This window comes from Pseudomonas marginalis (assembly GCF_024169655.1).
GTDB classification, from domain to species: Bacteria; Pseudomonadota; Gammaproteobacteria; order Pseudomonadales; family Pseudomonadaceae; genus Aquipseudomonas; species Aquipseudomonas paraveronii.
On the sequence record NZ_JALJWV010000001.1, the window covers coordinates 1,126,860 to 1,153,098 of the forward strand.

Genomic DNA, 26,239 nt, shown 5'->3' on the forward strand with positions numbered 1-26,239 from the left:
CTGGCTTGGGTGAGTCGCCGACTCACCAGGCAAGGAGCTCGTTTTGTGACACAAGCCAATCCCACGGCGCTGCTGCGTCAGACCCACATCGATACGATCCACACCCTGTTCGCCGATCCACCGTCCCTGCGGGCGGTGGCCCAGGCCAGCGCCCAGGCCCATCTGGACGAGCACTTCGCGGCGCGTACACTGACCGCCGAGCAGCTTTACCTGCGCACGCCGCTGGCGGGCCAAACCGCGACGTATGACTACACCGCGTTGGCGGACGCACTGGTGGCGCGGCTGGTCAATGGTGAACCGGTGCTCTACGTGCCGGGCCACCATGAGAGTGTCCAGCGGGTGGGGGATGACTATGAACCGGGCACACTGGACCTCTTCGAGTGTGAAGTGCTGGTCAATGAGCGTGGCGCGCTGTTGTTGGCGTCTTACCGGGAGCAGTTGCAGGTCTGGTGGAAAACGCGTTGGTGGCCGCTGGTCGAGGCGTTGATGGGCGTCGTCAGCGATACGCCCAGACAGCCTGGCATGAGCCAGCGCCATCTTGATACGTTCTTTTCGCTGTCTTTCACCAACCCCAGCGGGGAGCTGACCGCTCCGGCCGGTCCGTTGCGCGTCTCTACGGTTCACCTGCGCCGCGAGGACGCGGGAGACGACGATTCGGGCGAAGTGCTGCCTCTGTGGTTGCTCCAGGCAACGCATTCCACGGACATGGCGCTCTACAGCCCGGCCATGGGCGTGCAGTTGATCGACCAGTTGGACGATATCGGGCCGTTGCTGGCCGATCACCTGAGCCCGTTGTTGGATGAACCGGCAGGTGAGTGGTTTGTAGGTGAGCACGCAGGCCTGGCCCCTGAATCGCTGGCAAGCGGTTACCTGGCACGCCAGTTGAGGGAAATTGCCGCCATCGACCTCACGGTGCGTAGAACCGCGCAACAGTATCAGGCCCTGCTCAATGCCATCACCGACACACGTCGCTGGTTTGTGTCCCCCCTGACGGCGTTCGGACAAGGCGTTCACGAGGCCATTCCGGCGTGGCTGTTCAACGCCGCGCAAACTGATCGACTTCAATATGGGCGTCTACTGGTCGAGCAGGTGCGCCACTTGAACCAGGGCGCGGGCCGGCGGTTTTTCCCCGAAGTCCCGTCCCTGGCGGCGTTTGCCGAAACAGCGTTGCAAGACTGTCTGGACAACGAGCCACGCGCACTTGAGCTCAAGGTCCTGGATATCCATGTGGTGTTCGGCCCGCCGAGCGCTGCGTCCCTTGAGTTGACCCTGACCGAATGGGCGCTGGAAACCCTGGGCGGGTTCACGCCGAGCCCCACCGCTATCACGCTCAAAGGCGCCCCCGCGCCCGCCTGGCTGACCGAGCCCTTGCTCAGAGACTGGCTGATCAAAGCCGATATCGCCAAGGCTTACGGCGCGATCCTGAGGCAACGGTTTGCCAAGGGCGACGCCGCCAACGACTGGGACCGGGACCTGGCCGGCGATCAGGTGCTGTCACAGCTGAAGATGCTGGCAATGGCGTACAAAATCCAGGGGCTGCATGGGCTGACCCAGCAGGGCTATCGCCTCATTAGCGAGCGTGCCGGGGGGCTGCGGGCATCCTCCCGTCTGTTGCCGCTGACGCTCAAGGCCATGCCCCAAGGGCAGACGGCCGTTGTGCAGCACATGCACCTGTTGATGCCCCGGCAGGCGTCACCGGGCGCGTGCCTGTTGTATCGACCGCTGTTGAACCCGGTCGTACAGGAATTTGCCTCGCTGGAGGATCTGCACACAGCGATCAAGGCGCCTGGTGGCTTGCGCGACAGTGTCCTGGCATGGCTGCCGACGAATCACCGAGCGCTGTTCGAGCCGCTGCTCAGCGCCCTACCGGCCGATGACAACGCGGCGCTGGCGGTGGAGGTGAGCGAGGACCTCGAGTCGGTGCATTCCTTGCGCGAGGTGTTCTATCTGGCGCTGGAAACCTTGGGTGAATGGCCCGTATCGGGTGGTGATGCACGGCATTGGGCCTGCTTCAAAGCGGCCGGCTGGTCGTTGCCCGATGGGCTGATGCCACTGGTGCAGGGCGTGGACACGCTGAGCGGGTGGCTGGGGCAGTTGATGGACGCTGTGCGCCAGGATGGCGGGGCTACCACGGGTGTCGACGTGCTTGGCAACCTGGCGTGGGTGCTGGCGCACCGGGTTTCGCCGGCCAACGTGCAGTTGCAACTGGACCTGTCAGCGTTGATGTTTGCGACGCCGCAGAGGCTGCAAAACCCGTTGGAATTGACCCGTGTCCCAGCGCCCAAGCAGTTCAAGCAGCCGGATAAATGGGGCTCCGTTCTCCGTGTGAAAGCGCTCATTCAGCAGGTTCGGCAACAGACGGATCTGCGTCTTGAAGAGTGGCAAGCGCTCTACGACGGCGCCGACAGCACGCGTGCTGAGGCTGAGAGTCGAGTGAGCGTGCTGTCCAGGCTGGTGGACAGCATTGCCGACAACCTTGCAGATGCAGCGGCTAACCAGGTGCGTGAGCAATACCACCAGATTTTGCAGGTCAAGCTGAAGGCGCTGTCCCAGCAATTACACGCGCTCCGGCAGCTGCGCGGCCTGGCACCGCGCCTGGGCTATGAGGTGCAGGTCTGTGCGTTGCTCGAGTCTCTGGTGGGCACAGCACGCACCCTCGGTAGTCTGGAAGCACGCTACATCGCGTCACTCGATACCTCGCTGGCGTCGATGTCGCAAGGGCAAGTGGACGAGAGCCGGCGCAACCGCCTGGCCGCCTACAATTGGTCGATTCACTGGCGTGAACTGGAAAATCGTCACCTCGATGAGTTGACGGCGGTCATCGGCTGTGGCGCCGATAAGGGGCAAGCCCTCACGCTGGCCGTTGCGCCAGCCTCGGTGCTGGCGTTGCAGGCGCAGCAGGTCCGGCGTTTGTGGCAGGCGGCCTGGCGCGCCGAGGGTTCGGGAGGCGACGCGCTGTTTGCCGGGATGCTGGCACTGACCCTTCAGCGCGTCGCGTGCGCGAGTCAGTCCCATGCGGGGTTCATGGTGCTGACGCGAGCCGAGCGGATCGAGTTGTTCGACAGCGTGCTGCAGGTGTATGGCGATACCGCCGACCGGTTGGCGTTTTGCAGGGCGATTACGCCGCAAGCGTTTGATCTGGACTACCTGCATGAGCTTCAAACCTTGATCGACGAGCTGCACGCCACCGCCGAAAAAAATCTGCTGGAGGCGCTGGCGGACAACGCCCCGGCTGCACCTGTCGGCGCGCCGCGCAACAGCCTGATTCGTACCCGCGGCGACGACGTTTATCAGGTGCGTATCATTGAGCCGACTCACGAACAGCCCGCGCGCATCGCTCAAGTGCATGACCGCGCGGATGAGTTGATTGCCTCCTTCAAACAGGCGGCCGATGGTTTGTGGGACCCGATGGAGCGAGCACCCGCCACGCTCGGCTGTGCAATGGCCGACACGTTGGTCGAGATGATCGAGCACGGCAAGCAAACGGTGGCCGGTGTCGAGCGAATGATCGCCCAGGTGTTGAGGATGGTCCCCACGGCCAAAAGGGCTCATTCGCTGCAAGACGTGCTCGCTGTGCCGGCGTTTTTCTTGCTTGAGTGCGCTGAAGCGATGCGTCGCAAGTTGGCGCAAGCGAGCGCTGCCCGCTGGCCGGTGAAGCACCGCAGCACGGCGCAACGCATTGAAGCGGATTGGCGCGCGGCGGCGGCCCGTTTGTATGAACAGGGGGTTCATGCCAGGATCGCGGTGATCAAGGCACGCGCACCGGTCCAGGCGGGGGTCGACGCGCTCCTGGCGGGTCATGAGGTGCAGTTGGTCAACCGGCCGGGGCGGTATCGGGTGGACGACGGTGCGGATGATTACGTGCAGTTCTGCCAGGTCGTGGACGTTCATACCCGTCAGTCAGAGGGGTATATCCACCTGTACTATCCGCAGGCAGTCGGTCGGGACGACTTGTTTACCGCTGCGTATCTGAAGAGCCCCGAGCAGCACCACGCGACCCGGCAAACCGAGCTGCCGCTGTCATTTTCGCGCTGGATGATCCCGACGGCGGCGACAATACTGGCCGACCATCGGAGTCAGGTCAGCCGGTCCCAGACCTGTCGCTGGATGGCCGATGCCGATCCCCGCTGATCAACGAGGGCAGGCGCGAACATGCTCGCGCCTGCGCTGGCCTCACCGTGCGGACAGCGGCTCGCGGTTACGGCGCAGGTGCGCCTTTTTCAGCGCCTCGCGTGTCAGGCCGCGCATCCATTCCTTCTCGTTGTAGCCCAGGTCATTGAGCAGGCGGTTGTACAGCGCGTCGCTGATCGGCGTGTCGGCGAACACCACGCTTTCCTGCGTTTGCAGTTCGTCGGCCAGGGCCTTGAGCTGGTCCTTGAGCCGGGCTTTCTGCTGCGGCTCCTGTTCGGCGTGCCATTGCGCCTGCAGGGTTTGCAGGTCGTCCAGGCGGTAGAACTTCTCGGTGTACTCGGTGAGATTCTGTTGATAAAGGCTGTCGTAGGTTTCCTGCAGGAAGGTCTCCCAGTACGGCTCCAGTAACATCTGGTTGACCAGGCCATCGCCCCGGCCCAACTCCCTGACGCTGGTGTGCGCCTGTTGGATCCGGCTCGGGCTGACGTCGGCGGTGTCGCGGTAGAGCATATGGTCCGACAGCCACGGCAGGTCCAGCTCGTTGGCCAACGCGGTCTGATAGGCCAAGTGGATGTCGACTTCGTCCACCTCGCCCGCTTCGCCGTCCAGCACCTCTGAGCGCAGGCGCTGGCCTTCGCCGCCGGCCGCTTTGGGTCGCAGGCGCCGGGCGACTTCTTCCTGGGCCACCTGATTGAGCTGCTTGAGCCGCGCCGCGCCCTTGGCCAGGGTCACCAGGCGACCTTCGAGTTCAGGCAAGGTCGTTGAAAAACGCCGCGCTTCGCTGGCCATGACCTCGATCCCCATTTCATTGAAAATCTGCGCGCCGCCATCGCCACACAAGCCGGGGAAGCTCGACAGCTTGAACAGGCGCTCGCGCAGGGCGCTGTCGGCGTGGGCGGCGTTGATCAAGCGCCAGACCCGCTGGGTCAACCCGACCTGGTTGGCGGCGTGGCGCTGCCGGTCTTGAGGGTTTTCAAAGAACTCGGGGGGCTCCAGGTACTTGATAACCTCGAAAAAGCCTTGGGAGCCGTGCTCGTCTTCGACGGCGTCCCACAGGTGCTCGCGCACCACGCGGGTGTCCGCGTCGGCGTCTACCAGCCACGGGTCGCTGTTGCCCTGGGGTTCATAGGTGCGATACGGGTCCAGCCCGGCCTCGGTGCGGTAGCGTTCGTACAGGGCGCGCTGATCGTCGTTCAGCGTGTGGCGGTCCAGCCGCGTGCGCGCCACGGTGCGCGCGGCCGTCGGCTCGGCGGTCAGCGCGGGCAGGGTGGTGATCGGGTTGCCGCTCAGGTTCAGGTCGAACAGCTCGTTCCTGGCGTGCGCGAACAGGCCGGCGGGCCATTGGTGGATTTGCGTGTGGTTCAAGTCGAGGCGGCGCAGGTTGGGCATGCGCGTGATATCCGGTGCGGCGGTGAGGGGGTTGTGGTCCAGAATCGCGACGTGCAGGCGCCGCAGATTGCGCAGGCGCGTCACGTCTTCAGGGAACAGCACCATGCGGTTGTTCGACAGGTTCAGGTTGCGCAACTGCCGCATCGCCGTCAGTTCGACCGGCAAGCTCGTCAGGTGGTTGTGGCTCAGGTCCAGGGAGCGCAGCGCCGGGAAGTGTTTGAGCAAACCGCAATGGGATTGCCCGACGCTGCTCTGGCTCAGGTTCAGGAACGTCACATGCTCAAAGTTGACGGTCAGCGCGGGCAGCGACTCGGGTAACGGCATGCCGTCCAGATTGACCCGCGCGCCGGATTGGGTTCTGCCCCAATCGTCGGTGTATTCGGCGTAACGTTCGCCCCAGCACTGTTCCAGTTGGAGGGCCAGGCGTCTGCGGGCGGCCAGTTGTTGCCGTTCCTGGGCGCTGCCTTTGGGGTGATGGGTGGGCGATTGCTTCCAGGTTTGCAGCTGGGTGTTCAGGGTGTGTTTCTCCAGCGTCAGTTCGTTCAGGGTGCTGCTCAATTGGTCGGCGGGGATGTCCTCGATAAAGCGGTTCAGGCGTTGCTCGCTGAGGCTCGGAAACAAGCGTTGCAGGACGTCCCTGGCAAACGCCGCGTGGTTCTCGGCCGGGGCGGGGCGGCAGCGGCTGAGCAGCGGGCCGCCGAGCAATTGCGCGGTATCCCGCTCCATGACGCGGTGGGTGTCTGGCCCGGCGAGGACCTTGCGTCGCTCGGCCAGGGGTTCAAGGTGGGTCATCAGCCAGTGCTTGAAGTCTTCGCCCTCGCCGGGTTGGTAGCCCAGGGCGGTGCGTGGCTCGCTGGGCAGCGCGAGCAACACTGCTTCATACAGGCTGGCGGGGCGGTGTAACGGTTGGCCGGCATTGTCGTAGACCGAATAGCCCAGGCGGGTGTGAACCAGCACCCGGCGTGTGGCGGCCGTGTCCGAACCGGCCTGGCTGCGCAGGGTGCCCGTGACCGTGGCTTCGCGGATTTCAAGGTGCAGATCGGTGAGTGCATCGGTATTGAACAGCAGGCTCTTGAGCAGCAGGTGTTCAGTCGCCGGGTTGGGCATGGCCGGTGGATAAAAGCCTTCGTAGGCATGCACCGAATCAGCCGCCAGCTGCAATTCGCTGGCTTGATTGCGCAGGCGCAGGGGCGCGTGCCGGTCGTTCGCCAAGGCCTCGCGTTCGTGGGGGCGGGCGCGCTCCAGCAGGCGGCGGGCCAGGCTCAGGTCGAGGTCGGGATGGTCCCGGCGCAGGCCGACGATGCCGGGGTCGTCGCTCTCTTCGCGGGCGCGGTAGACCGCCGGGGCGATATCGCGGCTCTGGCTCAGTACGTAGTTGGCCAGCAGATCGCGCAACGCCTGTACCCGCTGCGATTCCGGCACCTCGGCGCCGAGCAGGGGGGGGATCGCCGCTTCATCGAGAAAGCCCAGCACCCGCTCCGGCAAGTGCCCGGACAGCACCTCGCCGAGGCTGATGCGCAAGGTGTCGGCGGGGCCGGCTTGCGCGGCGCCATAGCGGTGCGAGCTGCCGCTCAGGTCGGGCTTGAGGAACACTTGCAGCGCTTTGTCCTGGGGCCAGCCGTCGAGTTCGGTGACCATTTGCTCGAACCAGTCCGAGCTGGGGTCGGCGCTCAAGGCTTGCCCCGTGCGGATTCTGTCACTGGCGACCTGGATCGATTCGGCCGCTTCGAGGCGTTTGAGGCCGGCATCGAGCAGCGGCGGCAGCGCTTCGTTGTGCTCGTATACACGACGCAACGCGCCGTCTTCGGTGGCGCTGGCGACCCTGAGCTGTTCCAGTTGCGTGTCACTGAACGGTTGCACCCGATGCCCGAGACGCCGCAGCAGCTGCGGGCGCTCCCAGGTGCGCGGGCGTTCGCCCTCGTGGGTCACGGCGCCGTCGCCGTTCAATTGCAGGCGCGGCCGGTAGGCGTCCGCGCGTTCGGGGTGGACCACGCGGTGCGCGTCGCTGAGCGGGTCGTAATGCACCTCCAGGTGATGGCCGTCCAGCGCCAGCAGGGTTTTGCCCTGGTGTGTGTGCAAGCCCGAGGGCGCGGGAGTCGAGCCTTCGGGGATCAGGTCTTTCTGGGCGAACACGCTGATATCCGGGTTCCACAAGCGCCGTGAGCCGTCGGCCCGCTGCACCGGCACCAGGCCCTCGACAAACGGCGAGAGCTTGAGCCGCGCCAACTGACCGATGCTGGCGCCCGCCGCGAACAGGGCGAACTGGATCACGCTGTCGGCCACCCCCACCACATGTTCCCAGGCTTCGGTGCGCAGGCCTTCGCTCCAATCGACGACGCCTTCGAACACCTCGTCCATGACCTGGTACGCGCTGTAGACCAGCATCAATTCGCCGAGTACCGGCACGAAGGGCGTGACCACCAGCAACGCCGCGTTGAGGATGTCGGCGAGCATCTGCTCCAGGTTGTCCCACCAGGCCCAGCGGGCACGGCGGTCGGCGTCGACGGTGGACAGTGCGATGTTGCGTGCGTCGTTGACGATTTTGTTCAGTTGGGTGCGAAACAGGTAGTCCCACAGCGTATCGGCGGCCGGCGAAGGCGGGCGCTGGCGATAGTCGTCCTGCCAGGCGTGCAGGCTGAAGTGCAGGTTGGGATCGCTGATCGGCGTGTCTTGCCAGCTCGGTCCGCTGTCGGTGGGCTGTTTCTGATGCCATTGGATGTGGCTCAGGCGCGCATTGATCCCGGCGAAAAAGGCCGCGCGTTTGGCGTGGGGCACGAACTGGCTGAAGAACACTTGATAGCGCGCCTTGTCGCGCAATTGGCGGGTCAGTTCTTGCATGAACGCCTGGGGCGACGGGTATTCCTTGAGCGGGTGCTCGGGGTCTTCGGCGACGTAGGCGATCACCCGTGGGCTGGGCGCGGCGATAAACAGCACGATGCCCACCAGAGCGACGTTCATCAGGCTGAGGGTGTAGGCCTGGAGCGCGGCGCCGTCGAGCTGCGGGGTCGGCTGGTCGTCCACCAGATTGAGCATCGCGGCATGGGCATCGGGCTTCAGGTCGGCCTTGGCCAGGGCCAGGAGCGCGGCGCTTTTCAGCGCGGCCTTGTGGCGTGCCGTGACCTCGCCGTGCAGGGTGCGGGCGAGTGCCGGGTTCTTGAAACCGAGGGCCTGGCTGAGCTTGAGTTGATACTGCGCGCCGATATCCAGCTGGCGGCAAATGTCTTTGAACTGTTGCGCGGTGAGCCGCGTGCCGCTGCGGCGGTGGGTGATCGAGAGCACGTCGCGTTGCCCGCGCGCATCGGTCGGGCCGAGGAAGGCGAAGTCGAGAAAGGTCTGGTCGGCGGCGAAGTTGTACAGCGCCGCATCGAGCAACGAAAAGGTCTTGCTCGCCTGGGCGCCGGTCACGTTGAGCTTCCACCCACTCGTCTTGGCGTCGACGTAGAGGCGCAGGTAGGTGTTGCGTACATCCAGGTTGCCGTAGTCGCGCAGGGCGTGTTTGAGCAGGGGTTCGGCGAAGGCGTACACGTCGTTCAAGCCGGCGAGGCGTTGGTCCAGGCGGTTTTGTTGTTGCCAATGCTCGGCAATGGCGGCCTTGAGCGGGGCTGGCGCGGTCACGTGTTTGACGCCTGCGGCTTTCAGTGCGCCGAGGCGTCCCGGCGTGGCCTGGGTGAGCCAGTCTGGCAGGGCGTCGCGGATGTGTGTGTAGTGGGCGCCGTTGAAGGCGCTGTTGGGTGGCGGTAATTGGGGCATGGATCAGGTCCTGTCTAAGGGTGATCCAGGAGTGTGTTCAACGCTGCCGCGCCGAGGTGGCAGATAGATAGTGCCGCCTGGCGTCAGGGGGTGCCCGCCAGGCACAGCGCCGGGTCGCCCGGTTGCAGCAGCGGGTTGAGCAGCGGCGCCATGCCCTTGAGCACCTGCACCGGCAAGGCCGAGGTGAAGGTGAAGTGCTGCGCCGACGCCCCCGGCACAAACGCGGTGAGGGTGCCGAAGTGATGGGCGCCGATGTAGAACACGAAGGTCGCCGTGCGGTTGATCGATTTGGAACTGAGCATGCGCCCGCCGGCTCCCATGGCTTCGATGCGGTTATCGCCGGTGCCGGTTTTGCCGCCCATCGCCAGCGGTGTGCCGTCGGCCAGTTTGAAGCTGCCGGCCACGCGCTTGGCGGTGCCGGCGTCGACCACTTGCGACAGCGCGCCGCGCAACGCCGTGGCGACTGCGCTGGGCAGCACCCGTTTGCCGCGGTTCGGGTCGTTGGCGACGTGGGTTTCGTAGGGCGTGCCGCTGGCAAATTGCAGGCTGTCGATACGCAGCACGGGCAAGCGCACGCCGTCGTTGAGGATGATCCCCATCAGTTCCGCGAGAGCGGCGGGGCGGTCGCCGGAACTGCCGATGGCGGTGGCCAGCGACGGCACCAGGTGGTCGAACGGATAGCCCACGGCTTGCCAGCGCTGGTGGATATCGAGGAACGCTTCGATCTCCAGCATGGTGCGGATGCGGCTGTCACGCGCACTCTGGTGGCGGCTCTTGAACAACCAGCTGTAGACCTCCTGGCGCTCGAATTCACTGGCTTTGACGATCTCGTCGAAGGTCGCCTCGGGGTGGTTGAGCAGGTAGCCCAGCAACCACAGGTCCAGCGGATGCACCTTGGCGATATAGCCCTGGTCCGGCAGGTCGTAGGCGCCGGGGCCGTAGCTCTGGTAAAGGCGTTCGAGGCGCTCGTCGCTGAGCTTATCGGTGGTTTTGAGGTTCTTCAGGTGCGAGCGCACGAAGCCGTTGAAACTTTCCTGGCTGGCCTGGGGCAGCAGGTAGCGGTGGACGGCGGCCAGGCGGATCGCGGTGGGGTGCAGGCTGTCCATGAAGGTGTCGAGCCGGGCCTGGGTGTCTTTGTGGCGGTATTTTTTCCAGAACTTGAGCAGGAACGCGGTGCCTTCGTGGTCGGCGAACTTGGCCAGGTATTCCTGGCGGCGCGGGTCGTTGTCGTCCTTGAGCAGCCGTGCGCTGTTGTCTTCGCCCGAATAGGTGGTGTAGCGCACCAGATCACGCATCAGGCGAATGAACGGCAGGTTGATCGATTCGCGTAGGGCATCGCGCAAGGTCGGGTTGCGGCCGTTGTCTTCGTTGCGAAAGTTATGGAAGCGGTGCAGGCCGCCACCGGTGAAAAACGCCTCGCCGGGGTTGGCCGAATAGGTGCGGTCGAGGGCGGCGTCGAGCATCTTCGCCAGGTCGCGGTCGCTGTGCTGGGTCAGGTAATTCAGCGCCCAGCGCGAGAGCACGTCCTGTTCGGGCAGTTCGACGTTTTTCAGCTCGGCGGGCGTGCGTGCCTGATAGCGCTCATGCAGCTCGGTGATGATTTGCAGGTAGGTGGTCAGCACCCGCAGCTTGGCGGTGGAGCCCAGTTCCAGCTTGCTACCGTCGTTGATGTCGAACGGCTGGTCGGTGTTGTCGGTCTGCACCCGCACGCGTGCGCCGTCGGGCGTCAGTTCGTAGAGGGTGAAGCTGTAGCGCACCTGCGGTGTGCTTTGCGGCGTCAGCAGGCGCGGGCCGAGCAGGCCCATCTGCGCGGCGAACGCCGGGTCGGCCAGGTGCTTGAGGTAGTCGGTGGCCTGGGTTTGCAGGGCGTAGTGCAAGGTGCTGGTGGCCGACAGGTCGAGGCGGTCGAGGTCATACAGCGAGCGGTTGAGCAGGCTGGCGAGCCGGCTGCGCGCAACGTTGATGGCCTTGTTGGTTTCCACCGGCTGCAGGGTCGGTTGCTGCTGCCAGTCGCGGTAGGTCACAGGGCTGGCGAGGGCGGCGGCGGACAAGGTGGCGGGGATCACCTGGTTCTGCGCGAGCAGGCGTAGATGGCTGTCGGTCAATTGCGCCAGCTCTTCGCGGCCTTTGGTCAGGTAGTGCGAGGGGCGGCGTTGGGCGATCATCAGCGACAGCACCTGGCGCAGGGCCAGGCCGCGTCTGGCCAGGCTCGCCGGGTCTTGCGCGCTGTCGCTCAAGGCCTGATTGACCTGATTGAAGTCGGCGCCGTACCACACCCGCAGGCCTTCGGCCAGGCCGTGCACTTCGCCGTGGCCCGGCACGGCGGACAACGGCACGCTGTTGAGATAGTCGCGCACGATAGTCTGCCGACTGCCCAGGGTGTCCGGCCCGGCCTGGTAGGCCCGGACGCTGGCGGACAGCATCTGGCGGATTTTCTCGCCGCCGGACACGGTCAAGCCGTCGGGCGAATGGCGATATTTTTCCAGCTGCGTGGCCAGGGTGCTGCCGCCGGCTGTCTGCCCCGGCAGATGCATGAGTTTGGCCACTTGCGACCAGGCCGCCTTGGCAAAGCGCGGCCAGTCGACCGCCGGGTTGGCCAGCGGTTGCTTGGGGTCGAGCAGGTCGCGGTCTTCAATGAACAGCAGGCTCTGCACCACCAGCGGCGGGATCGCGGCAAAGCGGGTGTAGAGCTGTTGTGGGTAGATGAAGGTATACAGCGGCGCGGCGCGGCAATCGGTGATGCTCAGGCCGGCCTGGACTTTTTCTGCGTAGGGCACGAACAGCCCGTTCCGGGCGTAGTCCATCAAGGCCGGGGAGAAGCGCGTCTGGGCCTGGATCAGGTAATTGCGCTTGAGCAGGCGCGGCAAGAATTCATCCAGCGCGCTGTAGCCCAGGCGCCGGTCGAACGGGCCGTCGCCGGGGTACACGATGGCATCGCTGGCGCCGGGCTCCAGGCGGTAACCGAGGGAAGCGGCCAACGGGCTCAGGTAGCGGGCCTGCAGGCGCGAGGTGTGCATTTCTACGCTGGCGGCCCAGCCCAGCGCCAGCAGCGCGAACAACAGCACCAGCCACACCAGGCGCCACCACCGGCTTCGCGTGTGGGCGCTGTGTGGCAATGGCGGTTGATCCGGGCTGTCGGTTGGCTGCGCAGCCTGCTTCGAATCGGTTTGCCATAAAGCGCCCATAGTCGATTCATCCATTGACGTAGATTGATCGGACTTGGGTGTAGCTTAGTCGTTAGTTGCGAAATGTGTCGGTTCACGGCTGTGGGCGTTTCACTGCGCTGCGTAGCAGGGTCAGCCAGTTGCGGTCGTTGGCCCGGCCCCAGCGGTAGGTGCCGTGGTCGTTGAATAACACCGAAATGTCCGCCAGGTACCAGGCGTACATTTTGATGCTGAGCTCGCGAATGTATTCGTTTGCCGGGCAGACGATGGCCGCCCAGGGGTCACATATCCACAGGCCCCTCCAGCCCGCTTCGCTGAAGTTCAGCGTCGAACCCAATGTCGGGGGCGTTATACCCACCACCACAAACGCGTGAGCCGGTGGGCTGGTGCCCCAAACGCGCGAGGCACCGCCGTTGAAACGGATCAATTCGTTCGCCACATGGGCCATCTGGTCGCAATTGCCCGCGCCGGTCTTGAGGATCACTTCGGTGTAGTTGGGCTGCCCGGCCCGGCTGTACTGCCACATCACCAGCGATTCGGCAATGGACAGCCGTTCCAACTCGTCGACCCCCAGCCCCGCGACGTTGGACGGGCCGATGCCGGTGGCCTTGACCAGCGCCAGGGTGCTGGCCTGGGCCTTGGTGGCCAGGTACTGATTGATGGTCTGGCCCGGCTGGGCAACGTAGTGCGGCCAGGTGTCGAGCTGTAAGGGGGCGGCGGCCACATCCAGGTCCAGGCGTTCGCCCTGATCGCTGGCGTTGAGCAACAGCTCGCGCTGCTTGATGGTTCGCAGGCCTTCGGCCTGCTCGGTCAGGCGCCTGCGTTTTGCGGCACTGAAACCGCGCGAGGCGAGTTGCATGTTCAGTACCTCCAGGGTGGGCAGGGTGACCAGCGGACGGTTATGCACAAACCCGGCGGCGCTCAAATAGTCGAGCTTGCGCTGGCTGAATGCACGGATCAGTTGTTCGGCTTCGCCACCCTGGCTGAAGTCCAGGCGGTTGAACAGCATCGCGGGCGCGGGGGTGCTGGGGGTCGCTTCGTAAAAGACTCCGGCGTCGGCCTCCACGATAATGCGCGTGCCCCCGCCCGGGCTTAGCTCGATCGCCATGGCGCGCAGGGTTCGTTTGTCGTCCGTACCGAGCGTCAGCCCGTTCAGTTCGACCACCCGCGTTTCGCGGGTGAGTTTATTGTCCACTTGATTGTTGGGCAGGCCGAATTGCGCTTCGTTCTCGATAAGCCGGCCGGTGACCTGGGGTTTGTAGGTCAACGGTGTCGGCGCGGCCACGGGCGTCAATTCAAATGCGGTGTTCTGGGGCGTCACTGCGTACAGCCGGCGGTTGTGGACCAGCTTGCGCGTGTCGGTGCCGATGGCAGGCGCGGGGATCAGGCGAATGTGTTCGATGGCCTCGGCCCGGCGTTGGTGGATCGGGGCGTTGAACGCGGTGAGTTTTTTGGTGAAGCAGATCAACGGGATCGGGCTGCGTTTGCTTCGTCTCGGGCCGCATTGGCTGTCGAAGCCTTCGGCGGCCTTGAAGTAGGCGGGCGAGGTCAGGTCGTCCAGATGGGTCGGCGCCTGGTGCTGCAGACGGAACAGGCTGTCGTGGTCGAGCAGGTCGGTGGCATCACGGCGCGCGATGAGCAGCGGCGGGGTGGCGAACAGGCGGTCGGTGACCAGCACCGGATGGCCCTTGGCGGTCTGCATCGGCGTCACGTCCAGGGCGTTGTCCAGGCGAAAGCTGGGGCTCGGTGGCCCGTAGGGTTTGCGGGTGAAGGGGTGGCAGGGGTGCCAGTGGTTTTTGTGCAGGATTGCGTTGATGCGCAGCAGGTCACTGCCGCGCAACACCGTGCCGCTGCCGATGTCGGCGCCGGCCAGCAGCCGGGGGTAGTCCAGCAGGCGCAGGTCGGCGGTGTGGCGTTGCACCTGTGTGATGGCCGTGTCGAGGATTTTCCGTGTGCCGCTGCTCAGCCGGATCGCCCCGCTGCGTGCCAGCCTGAACAAGCCCGGAAGACCATCCAGCGGGTTCAGCACGGTGTTGAGGAAGGTGCTGCTCAAGCGGCCCAGTTGCAGCAGTTTGATCGGCAGCGGCGCGGTTTTTTTCAGCACGCTCAGCGATGCCTTGAGAAAGTGTTGGGTGGGAAACAACAGGGTCAACAGGTCGATGAAGCAGGCATATCCGCCGTCGATGACACGACGGGTGTTACCGGAGCCGAGGTCTTCGGCGCAGGACCAGAACGGCACGAAGGCTTTGAGGCGCTGCCACAATCGATCCCAGCGTTGTTGAAGCTGCTCGCGCTGCGTGGTGCCCCGGGCGTGCGCGTGCAAGGCATCGACTTCGAGGAAGAAGTGCTGCTGCACGATGGCTTGGGCAATCGTGCGATTGAGCGCCGAACCATAGGTCAGCGCGGTCGTCGGTGGGGGGGCGGACGTCGGTCTGAATGACCACAGCGTGTGTACGATCACCTTGGCGCGCTGCCCCGGCCGTGGCGGGCGCCCGCTGGCATAGGCGTCCCAGTCCAACGGCAGGTCATCGCCGATCAGCAGTGGGGTGACTGGATGGGTGGCATGGGGCGTGCCGCTGATCACCGTTATCAGCGTACCGCCCTCGCGGAACGCCAACGGCGCGCCGCTGCGTTTGTGAACGCGGTTCAACAGTGGGAACAGCTCGTATTCCTGCACCGCCGTGGCTGATGTGCCGCGCAGGATCACGCCCATTCGGGCGCTGCGCGCCAGTTCCTCCTCCGGGCTCAGCAGGGCGAGGTCTTTGCCGGGCTCTTTTTTCAGCACCAACAGCTGCAGGTCGGCCTGTTGCAGGAACATCCGATCCGCCAGCGGCAGTTGCGCCAGCAGGTCTTCGATCAGGGTGCTGTAGGCCTGCTTCAGGCGTTCGATATGGGCGCTGAAGGCTGTGTCGAAGCGTTGATGAATATTGCCCAGGCGCCCGAACGACGGGCGCAGTCGCGCCAGGTCCAGCTCGGGCTCGGTGGATTGCCAGCGGCTGTCGCTCAGTTGGCCATCCATGTGCAACTCCACCAGGCTGTGCAGGCTGTAGTTCTGGCGTTCGTGATGGTGCATCGGAAAGCGCAGACTGCCGCCGGCGAGCGGTGGGATGGGGCGCCACAGGCAGGCTTTGTCCAGCAATGGCTGGTTGGGGAAGACGTTCTTCAGGTCGGCCAGGGCAATGCTGCGGCGGCTTGGCGCTACGTCGGCAAAGGTGATCAGGGCCTGCTTCAAGGCGTGCAGGCGTTGCGTGAGGCGCAGCTTCAGCGCGTCGATTTCCTGCGCCAGGTAGGCAGTGGTGTCGCGCTCGGGCAGTTCGCCCACGGCGAGCGCCCAGTCGAGCAGGGTGCGGGTGGCGAGGTATTCGCGCCACTGTTGCTGCTCGGCGGTCGTGGGGGGCTGGGACGCCAGGGCGAGCATGTCGTGGTAGGTCAGGTGGCGCGGCGAGCCGGGCGCCATGGCCTGCGCGATCAAGACCCCTTGCTTGAAGCTCATCCAGGCGATCGAGGTGCGAAAGCACAAGGTCTCGGGCAGCTCCTGCACCAGAAACTCCGGCGCGGCAGCGGCCAACAACAGGTGGGCGGCGAGCGGTGCCGCGCGGGCCGAGACGGTGCAGGTGCGGACCAAATGCAGTTCCAGGGCTTGGCGCACTTCGCCGTGGGGCTGGCCCGCGTGGGCGCTGAGGTCGAAACCGGCGACGGGCGCGCCCTCTTCGCCGGCTGCAGGGTCGAGGTCGAGGATCACTGCGCTCAGCACCAGCAGGTCGAGGCTGGTCTGGCTGGCGGTTTCGTCCGGGTGCTGCCCGTACCAGTGCAGCGCCGTCACCAGGCGTTGGCCGAGTTGTTGCGCCGGCTCCTGGCGCAGCAGTTGCTTGAGCAGATGATCGGCCTGGCGGCGGACCTCGTCGGCGGGTGTGTCGGTCAGCAGCGTGCCGCACAAGCGGTCGAGCAGGCGTGGAGGGCTGGCGGGCAGGTGGTTATTGGCCGTCGCGAGCAGGGTTTGCCGTTGCTCGCTCAGCAGTTGCAGCGGCGAGTGGGGCGTGGCGCTCAACAGCCCATGGTAGTCGTCGAACTCGACGCGGCGCGGCAGGTTCATCGCCAGGGCTTGCAGGGTGTCCTGGGCCTCGTCGACGTTGCGCGGTGGCTCAATATCATGTTGTTGCAGCAGTTGCTTGAGGGTGAAGGGGCCGCAGGCGGGGCGCGGGATGACGGCGGGGTGGTGCGGCGCAGCGGAGTCCGGTGCGGGTGTCAGCGTCACGCTGGCGGTGTCGATCAGGTGGTCACTGGGCGGGTCCTGGATCAGCCCGCGCAAACACTCGGCCATGACGTCGCGGTCGTGGTCCTGGGCCAGCCACTGCTGGTATTGCATCAGGGCGAGATCGGAGTCGGCCAGGTCGCTGACCGGCAACGTGGTCAACGGCGTTGACTGGCGCAGCGTGTCGATCAGTGCGCGGGCGTCGGCGAGTGTGTCGGGCACCGGCAGATCGTGGCACTTCAGCAGTTGGGCGAGGCTGAACTGGCCGTTCTGGTGGATAAAGCTGCCGAGTTGCTCGGCGACCGCGACCAGTTGTTCGAGCTGGCCGTCGAGGGGCAGCGCGAGCAGGTGTTCGATGTCGATATCCACCATCCCGCCCCAGGCGTTTTTGCCGATGAGCCGGCGCGTGGCAGGGTCGAACGTATACGCGCCGGGTTGCAGGCCGTCGACCACGTCCAGCGCCAGGAACGCGGGGCTGCGGGTGATGGCGTCGAGTAACGCGACGCCGGCTTGCTGGGTGCTGGCCCAGAACGAACCGGAATCGAGTGTGAAATAGGTCTTGTAGACGGAAAACAGGTTGAAGTCGTCGTCGAGCAGGGCTTGCAGTTGGTCGGCGATCTGCTGCTGGTCCTGATTCAACCGCCTCAAACGGTCATTCAGGCCCGCCTTGGGGTCGACGAAGCTGTTCGATTGATCGAGCGCCTGGGTGATCACCCGGCGCTGGCCGCGATGCCCGGGGTAGGGGTAACCGTAGAACTTCAGCACCGATTGCGCCGGCAGTTCGAGCGGCGCGGTATCGAGTGGCACATCCAGGCCCGCCAGCGCCACCGGCAGGCGCGTGGTCCAGGCCTGCAAGTGGGGGCGGCTGAGTGCGCGGCGGTACACCTGCAGCCAACAGCCCAGGGTGGAGTGCTCGGGCACGATCACTGTGGTGGAATTGCCGGTTGTCAGGTGGTTGAACAACGCGCTGATCAATTGGCCATCGGCGGCCAGGCGTTGCGTTCGACCTTGTTGGAGTACGTCGAAGGGGGTTGGCATGGGGAGATCCTTTCGCTGGGATTGCCGTCCTGGCAATCGAAGCGTCCCATGGTGAATGGGCGGCCCGGCTGCTGATATGGCGATGCTTCTCGTCCGACCGTGGCCGGCTTCCGCATTGTCTGCCTGATGGGCTCAAAGCATTGAAGCAGAGCCTTCGGCTGGGTATATACGGCCTAGGTAGGGGCATGACGCTGCACCAAAGCTGTGCAATACTCGGCGCGCGTCAAACGGAGAAAATCCCTACGCTATCCAGGTAATGCACCTCCACAAAAGCCGCTTTTACCGCGACTTCTCGCTGAATCTTGGCGTTTATTAAGTGAAAAACCCTGGCTTGAGCTTTTTATACTGCACCCCCGCTGATCTGGCCCTGGCCAGACGGGTTGGCCCATGAGGCGAGCCCGGTATGAGGCGTTGTGGCGGACCTGCCGTGACGTCGAGTACTCGGTGGCTTAATCCAATAACAAGACGAGGTTGTACCCCTATGCCAGTTGGCAACCACCTGCCTCATGGCGAGACCGCTCAGGGCGGCCCGCTGAAACGTGAACTGGGCGAACGGCATATTCGCCTGATGGCCCTCGGCGCCTGCATCGGTGTCGGCCTGTTCCTTGGCTCGGCCAAGGCCATTGAAATGGCCGGCCCGGCGATCATGCTCTCTTACATCATTGGCGGCCTGGCGATCCTGGTGATCATGCGCGCGCTCGGCGAAATGGCGGTCCACAACCCCGTCGCCGGTTCGTTCAGTCGCTATGCCCAGGATTACCTCGGCCCATTGGCGGGCTTCCTCACCGGTTGGAACTACTGGTTCTTGTGGCTGGTGACCTGCGTCGCGGAAATCACCGCCGTGGCCGTGTACATGGGCGTCTGGTTCCCCGATGTGCCGCGCTGGATCTGGGCCCTGGCGGCGTTGATCAGCATGGGCACGGTCAACCTGATCGCGGTCAAGGCGTTCGGTGAGTTCGAGTTCTGGTTCGCCCTGATCAAGATCGTCACCATCATCGCCATGGTGATCGGCGGCGTCGGTATCATCGCGTTCGGCTTCGGCAATGACGGTGTGGCGCTGGGGATTTCCAACCTGTGGGCTCACGGCGGCTTCATGCCCAATGGTGTGCAGGGCGTGTTGATGTCCCTGCAAATGGTGATGTTCGCCTACCTGGGCGTGGAAATGATCGGCCTGACCGCCGGTGAAGCGAAGAACCCGCAGAAGACCATCCCGAATGCCATCGGCTCGGTGTTCTGGCGCATTCTGCTGTTCTACGTCGGCGCGTTGTTCGTGATTCTGTCGATCTACCCATGGAATGAAATCGGTACCCAGGGCAGCCCGTTCGTGATGACCTTCGAGCGTCTGGGCATCAAGACCGCTGCCGGTATCATCAACTTCGTGGTGATCACCGCCGCGTTGTCGTCCTGCAACGGCGGCATCTTCAGCACCGGGCGCATGCTCTACAGCCTGGCGCAGAACGGCCAGGCCCCGGCAACCTTCGGCACCACCTCGCGCAACGGCGTACCGCGCAATGCGTTGCTGCTGTCGATCGCTGCGCTGCTGCTGGGCGTGTTGCTCAACTACCTGGTGCCGGAGAAAGTCTTTGTGTGGGTCACCTCGATTGCCACCTTCGGCGCGATCTGGACCTGGGTGATGATCCTGCTCGCGCAGCTCAAGTTCCGTAAGAGCCTGAGCCCGGCGGAACAGGCGGGCCTGAAGTACCGCATGTGGCTGTACCCGATCAGTTCCTACCTGGCCCTGGCGTTTCTGGTGCTGGTGGTGGGCCTGATGGCGTACTTCCCGGACACCCGCGTCGCGCTGTATGTCGGCCCGGTATTCCTGGTGCTGCTGACGGTGCTGTTCTATACGTTCAAGTTGCAACCGACCCAGGTTGCCCAAGGCGTCGCGCGCTCGGCGTAACGCTTGTTCAGGGCGGCCTGTGGCGCACAGGTCGCCCTGATGCGCTCAATCGCGCTGCAACGCGTGAAGGGCGGCGTCCGTCAACTGGCCGATGAGGCGGTTGCGCTCGGCGGTCTGCGTGTCGATCAGCGCTTGCAGCTGGTCGAGGTGTTCGTCGGAGTGTTTGTCCGGCAGCTCCTTTTGCAAGAGCCCGATCTTGTAGCGGGTCACGTCCTTGATGGTTAAAAACGGCTCGGGGAAGCGTCGTTCGAGGTAGTCGAGCCAGAAGTCGCGGGTTCTATAGGAGTTCGCCAGCCCTGGTGAGTTCTCCAGCCCATGCAGTATTTGACGGGCCTGCTGGACATCGTTTTCGACCACGCCATATCCCTCCACGGAATACAACATTTGCTCGACCTGGACCGGCAGGTTGAATTCGTCGCGCAACCTCACCCGATAGAACAGGGTGATTTCGGCCGGGTCCGGCGAACGTCCTTGCACGGTCAAGCGGCTGATGTGATCGTCGGCGAACTGGTCGAGCTGCTCCAGGTAATACACCTGTTTGGCCAGGCCGAGCAGTTCGCGGTCGATCCGCTGTTTGTCGTACCGAGCGAGGGTCTGATGCACGCGGTGCATGAGTTCCATGTTGCTGAACAGCAGTATGGCCCCGTCGCCACAGGTGCCTGCGGCACTGGTGTTGAGGAACACTTTTTCGCGCAGCTCGGTGGACTCGCCCATGCCGTTGAGCAACCGCCAGACACGACGCGTCAGTGTTTTGCGTGTTGCGCCGCCCTGCTGGTAGTCCAACGATTTAGTCAGGTCTGCCAACACTCTGAAGGTGTCATCCGGCCGGGCGCCTTCCTGGCTTGATAGCGCGTCCCACAGTTGTTTCGCCGGCGCGTGTTGAGCGCTGTCGAGGGCGCCCAGCCAGGGCGCGACGTTACGTTCTGTCGCGGGCGAGTGAGTGATGCCTGGCACGGTTCTGACCATGATAATGCCGCTGTCGTTGCGGTATTGCTCCAGACGCTCCAGGGCTTGCGCGGACAGCGGGTTGCCATGCAGATAGATACGGCGGTTTCGCATGCGCGCCCTGATGTGAGTAAAGACTTGTTCGGGAATGCTGCTGATCTGATTTTCCTGCAAATACAGCGTGTTCAGATTCCCGTGCTCTGCGGCGCCTATCGGCCATTCATGGAGATCGGTGCCCCTTAGTCTCACGCTTGTGAGTTGGACCATCCGGGTAAGGTCCGGGGTGATGCCCAGGGGGTTGCCGCTCAGATTAAGACTGCGCAGATTGACCAGGTTGGTGAGTCGCCCGGCCGACGCTTCAGTTAAGCGGAGCCTGTTGAATTGCAGGTCCAGGTGGGTCAGTTGCGTCATGTCGGTGATAGCCGTGGGCAGTTCGGTCAGCTGACAGTCGATGTGTAAGGCGCGCACGTTAGGGAAAAGGGCGAGGAACGCGTGGCCTGCGGCGGGGAAGGTGTTCCCGGCGATACTCAAGTGCTCGATGTGTTCGAACCCGGTGAACCCCGTACCAAAGGCGTCTGTGGGGAGGTCATTGTCGTCCAGTCGCAACGTCAGCGAGTGGACGTCGAACAAGCCGGCAACATAATGCAACATCGACTCATCCCGTCGCCACGCCCTGCGCAGTTGGTTCGCGATATAGCGGCGTTGACCCAGATGCACGCCTAACGGGTCGGTCTGGGGGGCGTCGATGGCGCGAGGGGTGTCGCTCCAGCGTGTCAGTTCAGTGTCCATGAAGCTGAATTCGGCCTGGCGTCGGTCCAGTTCGATCAGGGCGGCGGGTTCTTCCAGGCCGAGTCGGTGGATGAAGGCGCGGGCGGCATCGTTGTCAAACCGAGGGTAGAGCTCCTGCACCCGGCTCCTCAGGCTCGGCGCACGATTACCGCCGAATGGCCAGAGCCAGTTCCAGACGGGGTACGCCAGGAACGAGCGATCCAGGCCCATGGGTGGTTGCAGCCAGGGTTGCAGGTGAGGCAGGTCCAACAGACTCTTTATTTGCACACGTTGGGACAAGGCCAGGTTGGCTATCTGCTCGCGCAGTGGCGTGAGGTCGTATTCGGCAGTGATTCCCAACGAGGTCCGTTCGGCAGGGCTCAAGGTCTGGATGATGGCCGGCAGCAGGTGGCTGCCCCTGCCGTCGGGAGTGGCGAGTGCTGTGCCTTGAGGATCATAAGCGTGGTAAACCCGGTGTTGTTTGACCAACACTTTCCGGTTCGTCCCGGCCGGGTTGCCGGCGCCTTCTATGCTGGGGCCGTTGAAATGTCGGTCGCGCACCTCTATTCGAAGGTCCGTTGGCCAGCCGCTGACGGATTGAAGCAGGTGCAGGATGATCCGGTCGCTGTCCGGGTTGATCAGGTTGTCCAGGTACAAGCCCTCGAAGGCTCGATTCAGACGCACCTCGTGGGCGGTCAATCGGGCTTTTTCGCCCAGGCGCAGGCTTACCTTGTCATGCTCGTGCAACTGCTTGAGCTCGTGGGGCGTGGCGTGGCCGAGGATGCCGTCGACCGTGCTGTTGGGTAATTCCGGATGAGCGACCTTGAACCGTTCGCGTAACGCATTGGGGCCGCCGTGCTCGCTCTCCCGGTAGAGTGAGGTGAACAGATCGTTGGTTTCTTTCTCGGCAAACTCGATGATTTTTTTCACCAGTTTGAACAAGCGTTCTTCAGCAGATGCAGGTAACTCTCCGAGCAAGGCGTTGATCAGCGCATCGTGGCGGGCGAGTTGGTTCAGCAGCCGGGCCTCCTTGTACTGCGACTCGGTCACGCGGATCGTTTCAACATGCGGCCCCGAAGTGGCCGGGTGTTGATAGCGCACTTCATTGTGCGGCCCGATGATCTGCAGCCGGTGGCTGTCCGGCCATTCCGGAAACCCGGAGATCACCAGCAATTGCAGGTCTGGATCGGCATCTTGCGTATTGGGGGCCTCCCGCAATGCTGCGATGAAGCGCTGGATCTGTTGTTCGATCTTGAAGCGTTTACAGGTGTCGGCGAGCAACGGCGGGGCCGGGTGACCGGCGCGGTGAACCTGGCGCAATACGTGGTCCGGTGTATCGGTCAGGGCGAGGATTCGATCGGCCTGTTGCCGGGTGAACGCGTAGTCCTTATGGCCCAGTCGATGGAGCAATTGATGGGCGTCCCAGGTCATGGGGTTCTCGCTGGCCAGCCGCCAGGCACCCTGGCCGTTGTGTTCCAGGAGTGGGGTGTCGACGCCGATGTTTTTCGGGTGTTTGAGCCGCCACTTGAGCCGCTTTTTGTCGAAGACGATCCGGTACAGGCTGCCGGACAGCGGTAGGTATTCGTTGCCCTCAATGCTGAAGATGCCGTCGGCCCTGGGTTTTAGGTGCGGTGGCAGCATCAGGTTGTGTTCGTAGGGCGCCAGTGAGCCATTGACCAGGCTGACGAACCCCTCTGGGTTGCGGCGCGCGCTCATGTTATCCCCCAGGGTTTTGCGCAGGCCCTTGGCGTCGGTGGCGCCGTTCATGCCCAGCAGCTGACGTTCGTGAGGGTGGAGCACCGAGGCGATGGCCAGGTAGAAGCTGTCTTGGACGGGGGAGACGGGGATTTCGCCAGCGTTGCGGATGTCGTAGGCGCAGTAACGACCGCCTGGGTATAGGCGCAGGTTTACGGTGAGGTCGTCCGGACCGCTGGGCACGAAGGTCTGCCCCTGGCTGACATCGGTGACCACAAACGGCCGCTTGAGGCTGTCGCGTATCAGCGCGCCGGCGAATTCCCTGGCCCAGAGGTCGGTGTCGGCATTGAAGTCGCGGGGGTTGTACAGGCTGTCGATCACTGCATCGATGCGCAACGCGGTACGTTGATGATCGAGTCGTTCAACAAACGCCACCGGCAGGGTGCCTCCGCTCAGAAACGCCTCCTGCTGGCGTGCTGTCAGCGGGTGCTCGGCGAGTAGTCGCGTCAGGTTGGCGGCGGTCAGGGGCGGGTTCAGGTCGCGCAGTTTTTTCAGCAAGGGCGTGACGGTAATCAAGGCCGGTGAGACCTTGACCGGCAGAAACCGTCTGGCTGCCGGCGCGGCGGCGAGTTCGCCTTTTTCGTAGCCCCAATAATCGAACAGCGCCGAAAACAGCGCGTGGCGCTCGGTGTTTGCCAATGCGCCAACCTGTCGGCGCACGCTGCTGACGCGCGCGTCCTCGGAGGCGTTGGGTTGGTCCTCTTTGCCCAGGGCCGAGTCGCGTGGTTGCTGGCGGATGATCAGTTGAAGCAGGTGCTCGTTGCCCTCGGGGCCGCTGCCGTCGTCGTTGAGGTCTGTGTAGCTGCCATCCTCGTGGCGCTTGAGGTTGATGGCATGGGGGCGTGGGGGTGGTTGCTCGGTTTTGCCGTAGGTCTCCAGCCGCGTGCCTTGTGCATCGTGGATATGCAGCAGGGTGTCGGTCGGCCAGCCGTTGAGTTGGGTCAGCAGGCAGAAGACCGTGCTGTCGGCATGCGCCGGCAGTTGGCCGGGTTGGGGGAACCGCTCGATGATTTGCTGGATGACCTGATCGACCTGCAGACGCCTGGCGCCTTCGATCAGGTTCAACGGTGCCGGTTGGGCCTGCCACACGCGATCCAGTGTATCGCGTGTGGTGGCGGTGCTGCGTAGCATGTGTTCAAGGTCAGCCGACGGGATCGTCGACGCCCCGTCAGGCAGCATGCGTTGCAGCAACTCCTGGTTGGACAGGAGATGGGCGTTGTGCAAATCGAAGGTCCAGGCCTGGAGTTCTGGGACGAATATGATCGCTGGGGTGTAGCCGTCTTTACCCTGTGTGAGTACATAGCGTTTGTGCGCGTCGTCGAATTTGACTTCGACCAGCACGTCCGTCTCGCCCTGGCGCAGTTTGGCGTAGAGGTGCCCCTGGTGCGTGTAAATGCCCAACGCATTGGGGCTGATACCGTTGACCAGGCGCTGGTTGTCGTGGGCATACGGTTGGGCGTCGGCTTTCCAGAGCCCATGGCTGCCGTCGACGCGCGTGATCTTGTACGGGTTGCCGAGTTTTTCCAGGTACTCGTGCATGCGTCGGCGATGAGCCCTTCCGGCGGTTGAGATCAACTTGCCGCTGACTGCCAGGTCGGTGACATCGGCCAGCGCCGAGGCAAATCCGCTGGCTTCGCCCCTGGCCAACTCATTTACGCCCTGGGCGGCGCTGTAGGTCAGGCTGCCCATGGCCGTGAGCTGCATGACCCGGTTCATGCCGGTCACGCCGCCGGGCAGCGGCATAAGCAGCATTTGCAGCACTTCACCGGCAATCGCCGCCGTTGCATCCTTGAGGGCTTGCCAGTCTTTTTCCGCGCGGGTTTGCGCCAGGGTGTCCAGGTCTGACTGAAAGCGCTGGATCTGGCGATAGACACACGCCTGGACCAGGGTGGTTTCACGCCCGGATTTGATGTCGGTGCTGAAGCGGATGTTGTCGAGGGTTTTTGGCGGGAAGGCCAGGTGAAAGCCGTCGTACACATACGCGCCTAACCAACTGAACCCCTTCAGGTGCTGCTCTTTATCGATCAGTGATTTGAACACCGACAGCCCGATCAAGGGTAATTGCCGGGAGAACCAGCCCAAGTCTTTTTTCGCGTGACTGTCAGTGAGTTGTGTGCGAAACGCGCACTCGGCGGCTTGAGCATCGTTGTGGTATTTCAACGCCCCTCCGGGGCGGAAGGGGAAGTAGGACAGCACGCCCAGGCTGGCCACGCGAATCAGTATCAAGGGCACGGGGATGCAGGTATCCCAGGGGACGAAGGGCACCGAGATCAGGGGGGTGATACCGGAGCTCAGGTTCAGCGTGTCGAACGGCAATTGCGCGCCAGTGCCTTCGATGGCGGCGTTGAGCCGCGTGTAGATCTCCAGGGTGACGCCGGTGGTGGCGCGGTTGCGATAGGCTTCGATCACGTCGAACAACAGGCTGGCCTTGGCCGACGCCTCGAACAATGGGCGCAACGCCCCATCCGGCGCCATGGCGGTACGGGTTTTGTCACGCAACTGAGCACCCAGGTCCAGCGCGCGGGCGGCGTCGATGAAGGTGGACGTGCTCAAGCTGCGGTCGTTGTCCGGCCCCACGATATAGCTGGCTTCCACCAGGCTGAAACCCGAGTCGCCGGGGATGGAGTGGGTGAAGCCATAGTTGAGGCAGGCGGCCTCCCACAGTGACAGGTGCTTGAGGTGGTGAATGTAGTGAAAGTCGTATTCGGCTCGTCGCGTGCGATTGGCGCCCTCGGGAATGGGCACATAGCCGATCGGGGTAAGCGGGTCCGACGGGTCCCAGGGAAAGCCCTGCTCTCGTTTTTCCTTGAAACGGGTGAAAAGGGTGTACTGCTCGGGATCGCGCCCGCCGAGCTTTTCCCGCAATTGCGCAAGGCCTTGGGTCTTGAAGTCGCGGGTCAGCGCTTGCTGAGCGGTTTCCAGCGCCGCCAGGGCTTTCAGTGCTTCGCGTTGTAAGCTGACGTAGCGGGCGGTTTGCGCTGGGTTCAAGCTGTTCATGGCTTGAATGACGTTGTGCTGGATCTGCTCAAGGGCTTGTTGGTGTGACCAGGCGTTGCTGGACTGCAAGTTCCCTGACAAACCGTTGAGCAGTTGATAAGTCGACATATGCCATGACCTTTCACGATAAGTGGAAGGGCATGGAAGCAC

Annotated in this window: 6 protein-coding genes; 2 read left to right on the forward strand and 4 right to left on the reverse strand. The window is 63.9% G+C overall.

Translation table 11 applies throughout. The features are described 5' to 3' along the window. Positions 1 to 45 precede the first annotated feature (45 nt). Complete coding sequence (locus J2Y83_RS05035; RefSeq protein ID WP_253393560.1) at positions 46 to 4,131, forward strand: hypothetical protein; 4,086 nt, start codon at positions 46 to 48, stop codon at positions 4,129 to 4,131. Positions 4,132 to 4,173: 42 nt separating this feature from the next. Here J2Y83_RS05035 and J2Y83_RS05040 read toward each other — a convergent pair whose 3' ends face one another. The 3 genes from J2Y83_RS05040 to J2Y83_RS05050 form a co-directional block, all read right to left on the reverse strand. Then, on the reverse strand, positions 4,174 to 9,270 hold the full coding sequence (locus J2Y83_RS05040) for a dermonecrotic toxin domain-containing protein (protein WP_253393561.1): 5,097 nt from the start codon (positions 9,268 to 9,270) through the stop codon (positions 4,174 to 4,176). An 83-nt stretch (positions 9,271 to 9,353) separates the two neighbouring features. Then, positions 9,354 to 12,455 (reverse strand): transglycosylase domain-containing protein, encoded by a 3,102-nt coding sequence (locus tag J2Y83_RS05045; protein ID WP_253393562.1) that lies wholly within the window; start codon positions 12,453 to 12,455, stop codon positions 9,354 to 9,356. 73 nt (positions 12,456 to 12,528) lie between these two features. After that, positions 12,529 to 17,724, reverse strand: a complete 5,196-nt coding sequence (locus J2Y83_RS05050) for a hypothetical protein (protein ID WP_253393563.1) — start codon at positions 17,722 to 17,724, stop codon at positions 12,529 to 12,531. 481 nt (positions 17,725 to 18,205) lie between these two features. Here J2Y83_RS05050 and J2Y83_RS05055 point away from each other — a divergent pair, with 481 nt between their 5' ends. Continuing rightward, positions 18,206 to 19,624: an amino acid permease gene (locus J2Y83_RS05055; RefSeq protein WP_253393564.1), complete on the forward strand. Its 1,419-nt coding sequence runs from the start codon at positions 18,206 to 18,208 to the stop codon at positions 19,622 to 19,624. Between the two features lie 45 nt (positions 19,625 to 19,669). Here J2Y83_RS05055 and J2Y83_RS05060 read toward each other — a convergent pair whose 3' ends face one another. Beyond that, positions 19,670 to 26,197, reverse strand: a complete 6,528-nt coding sequence (locus J2Y83_RS05060; RefSeq protein WP_253393565.1) for an NEL-type E3 ubiquitin ligase domain-containing protein — start codon at positions 26,195 to 26,197, stop codon at positions 19,670 to 19,672. Positions 26,198 to 26,239: the final 42 nt, after the last annotated feature.

What these genes read in the sequence shown, in the direction of transcription:
- J2Y83_RS05055 (WP_253393564.1), top strand. Translation starts at nt 18,206, where the DNA reads ATGCCAGTTGGCAACCACCTGCCTCATGGCGAGACCGCTCAGGGCGGC.
- J2Y83_RS05045 (WP_253393562.1), bottom strand. Translation starts at nt 12,455, where the DNA reads ATGGGCGCTTTATGGCAAACCGATTCGAAGCAGGCTGCGCAGCCAACC.
- J2Y83_RS05060 (WP_253393565.1), bottom strand. Translation starts at nt 26,197, where the DNA reads ATGTCGACTTATCAACTGCTCAACGGTTTGTCAGGGAACTTGCAGTCC.
- J2Y83_RS05050 (WP_253393563.1), bottom strand. Translation starts at nt 17,724, where the DNA reads ATGCCAACCCCCTTCGACGTACTCCAACAAGGTCGAACGCAACGCCTG.
- J2Y83_RS05040 (WP_253393561.1), bottom strand. Translation starts at nt 9,270, where the DNA reads ATGCCCCAATTACCGCCACCCAACAGCGCCTTCAACGGCGCCCACTAC.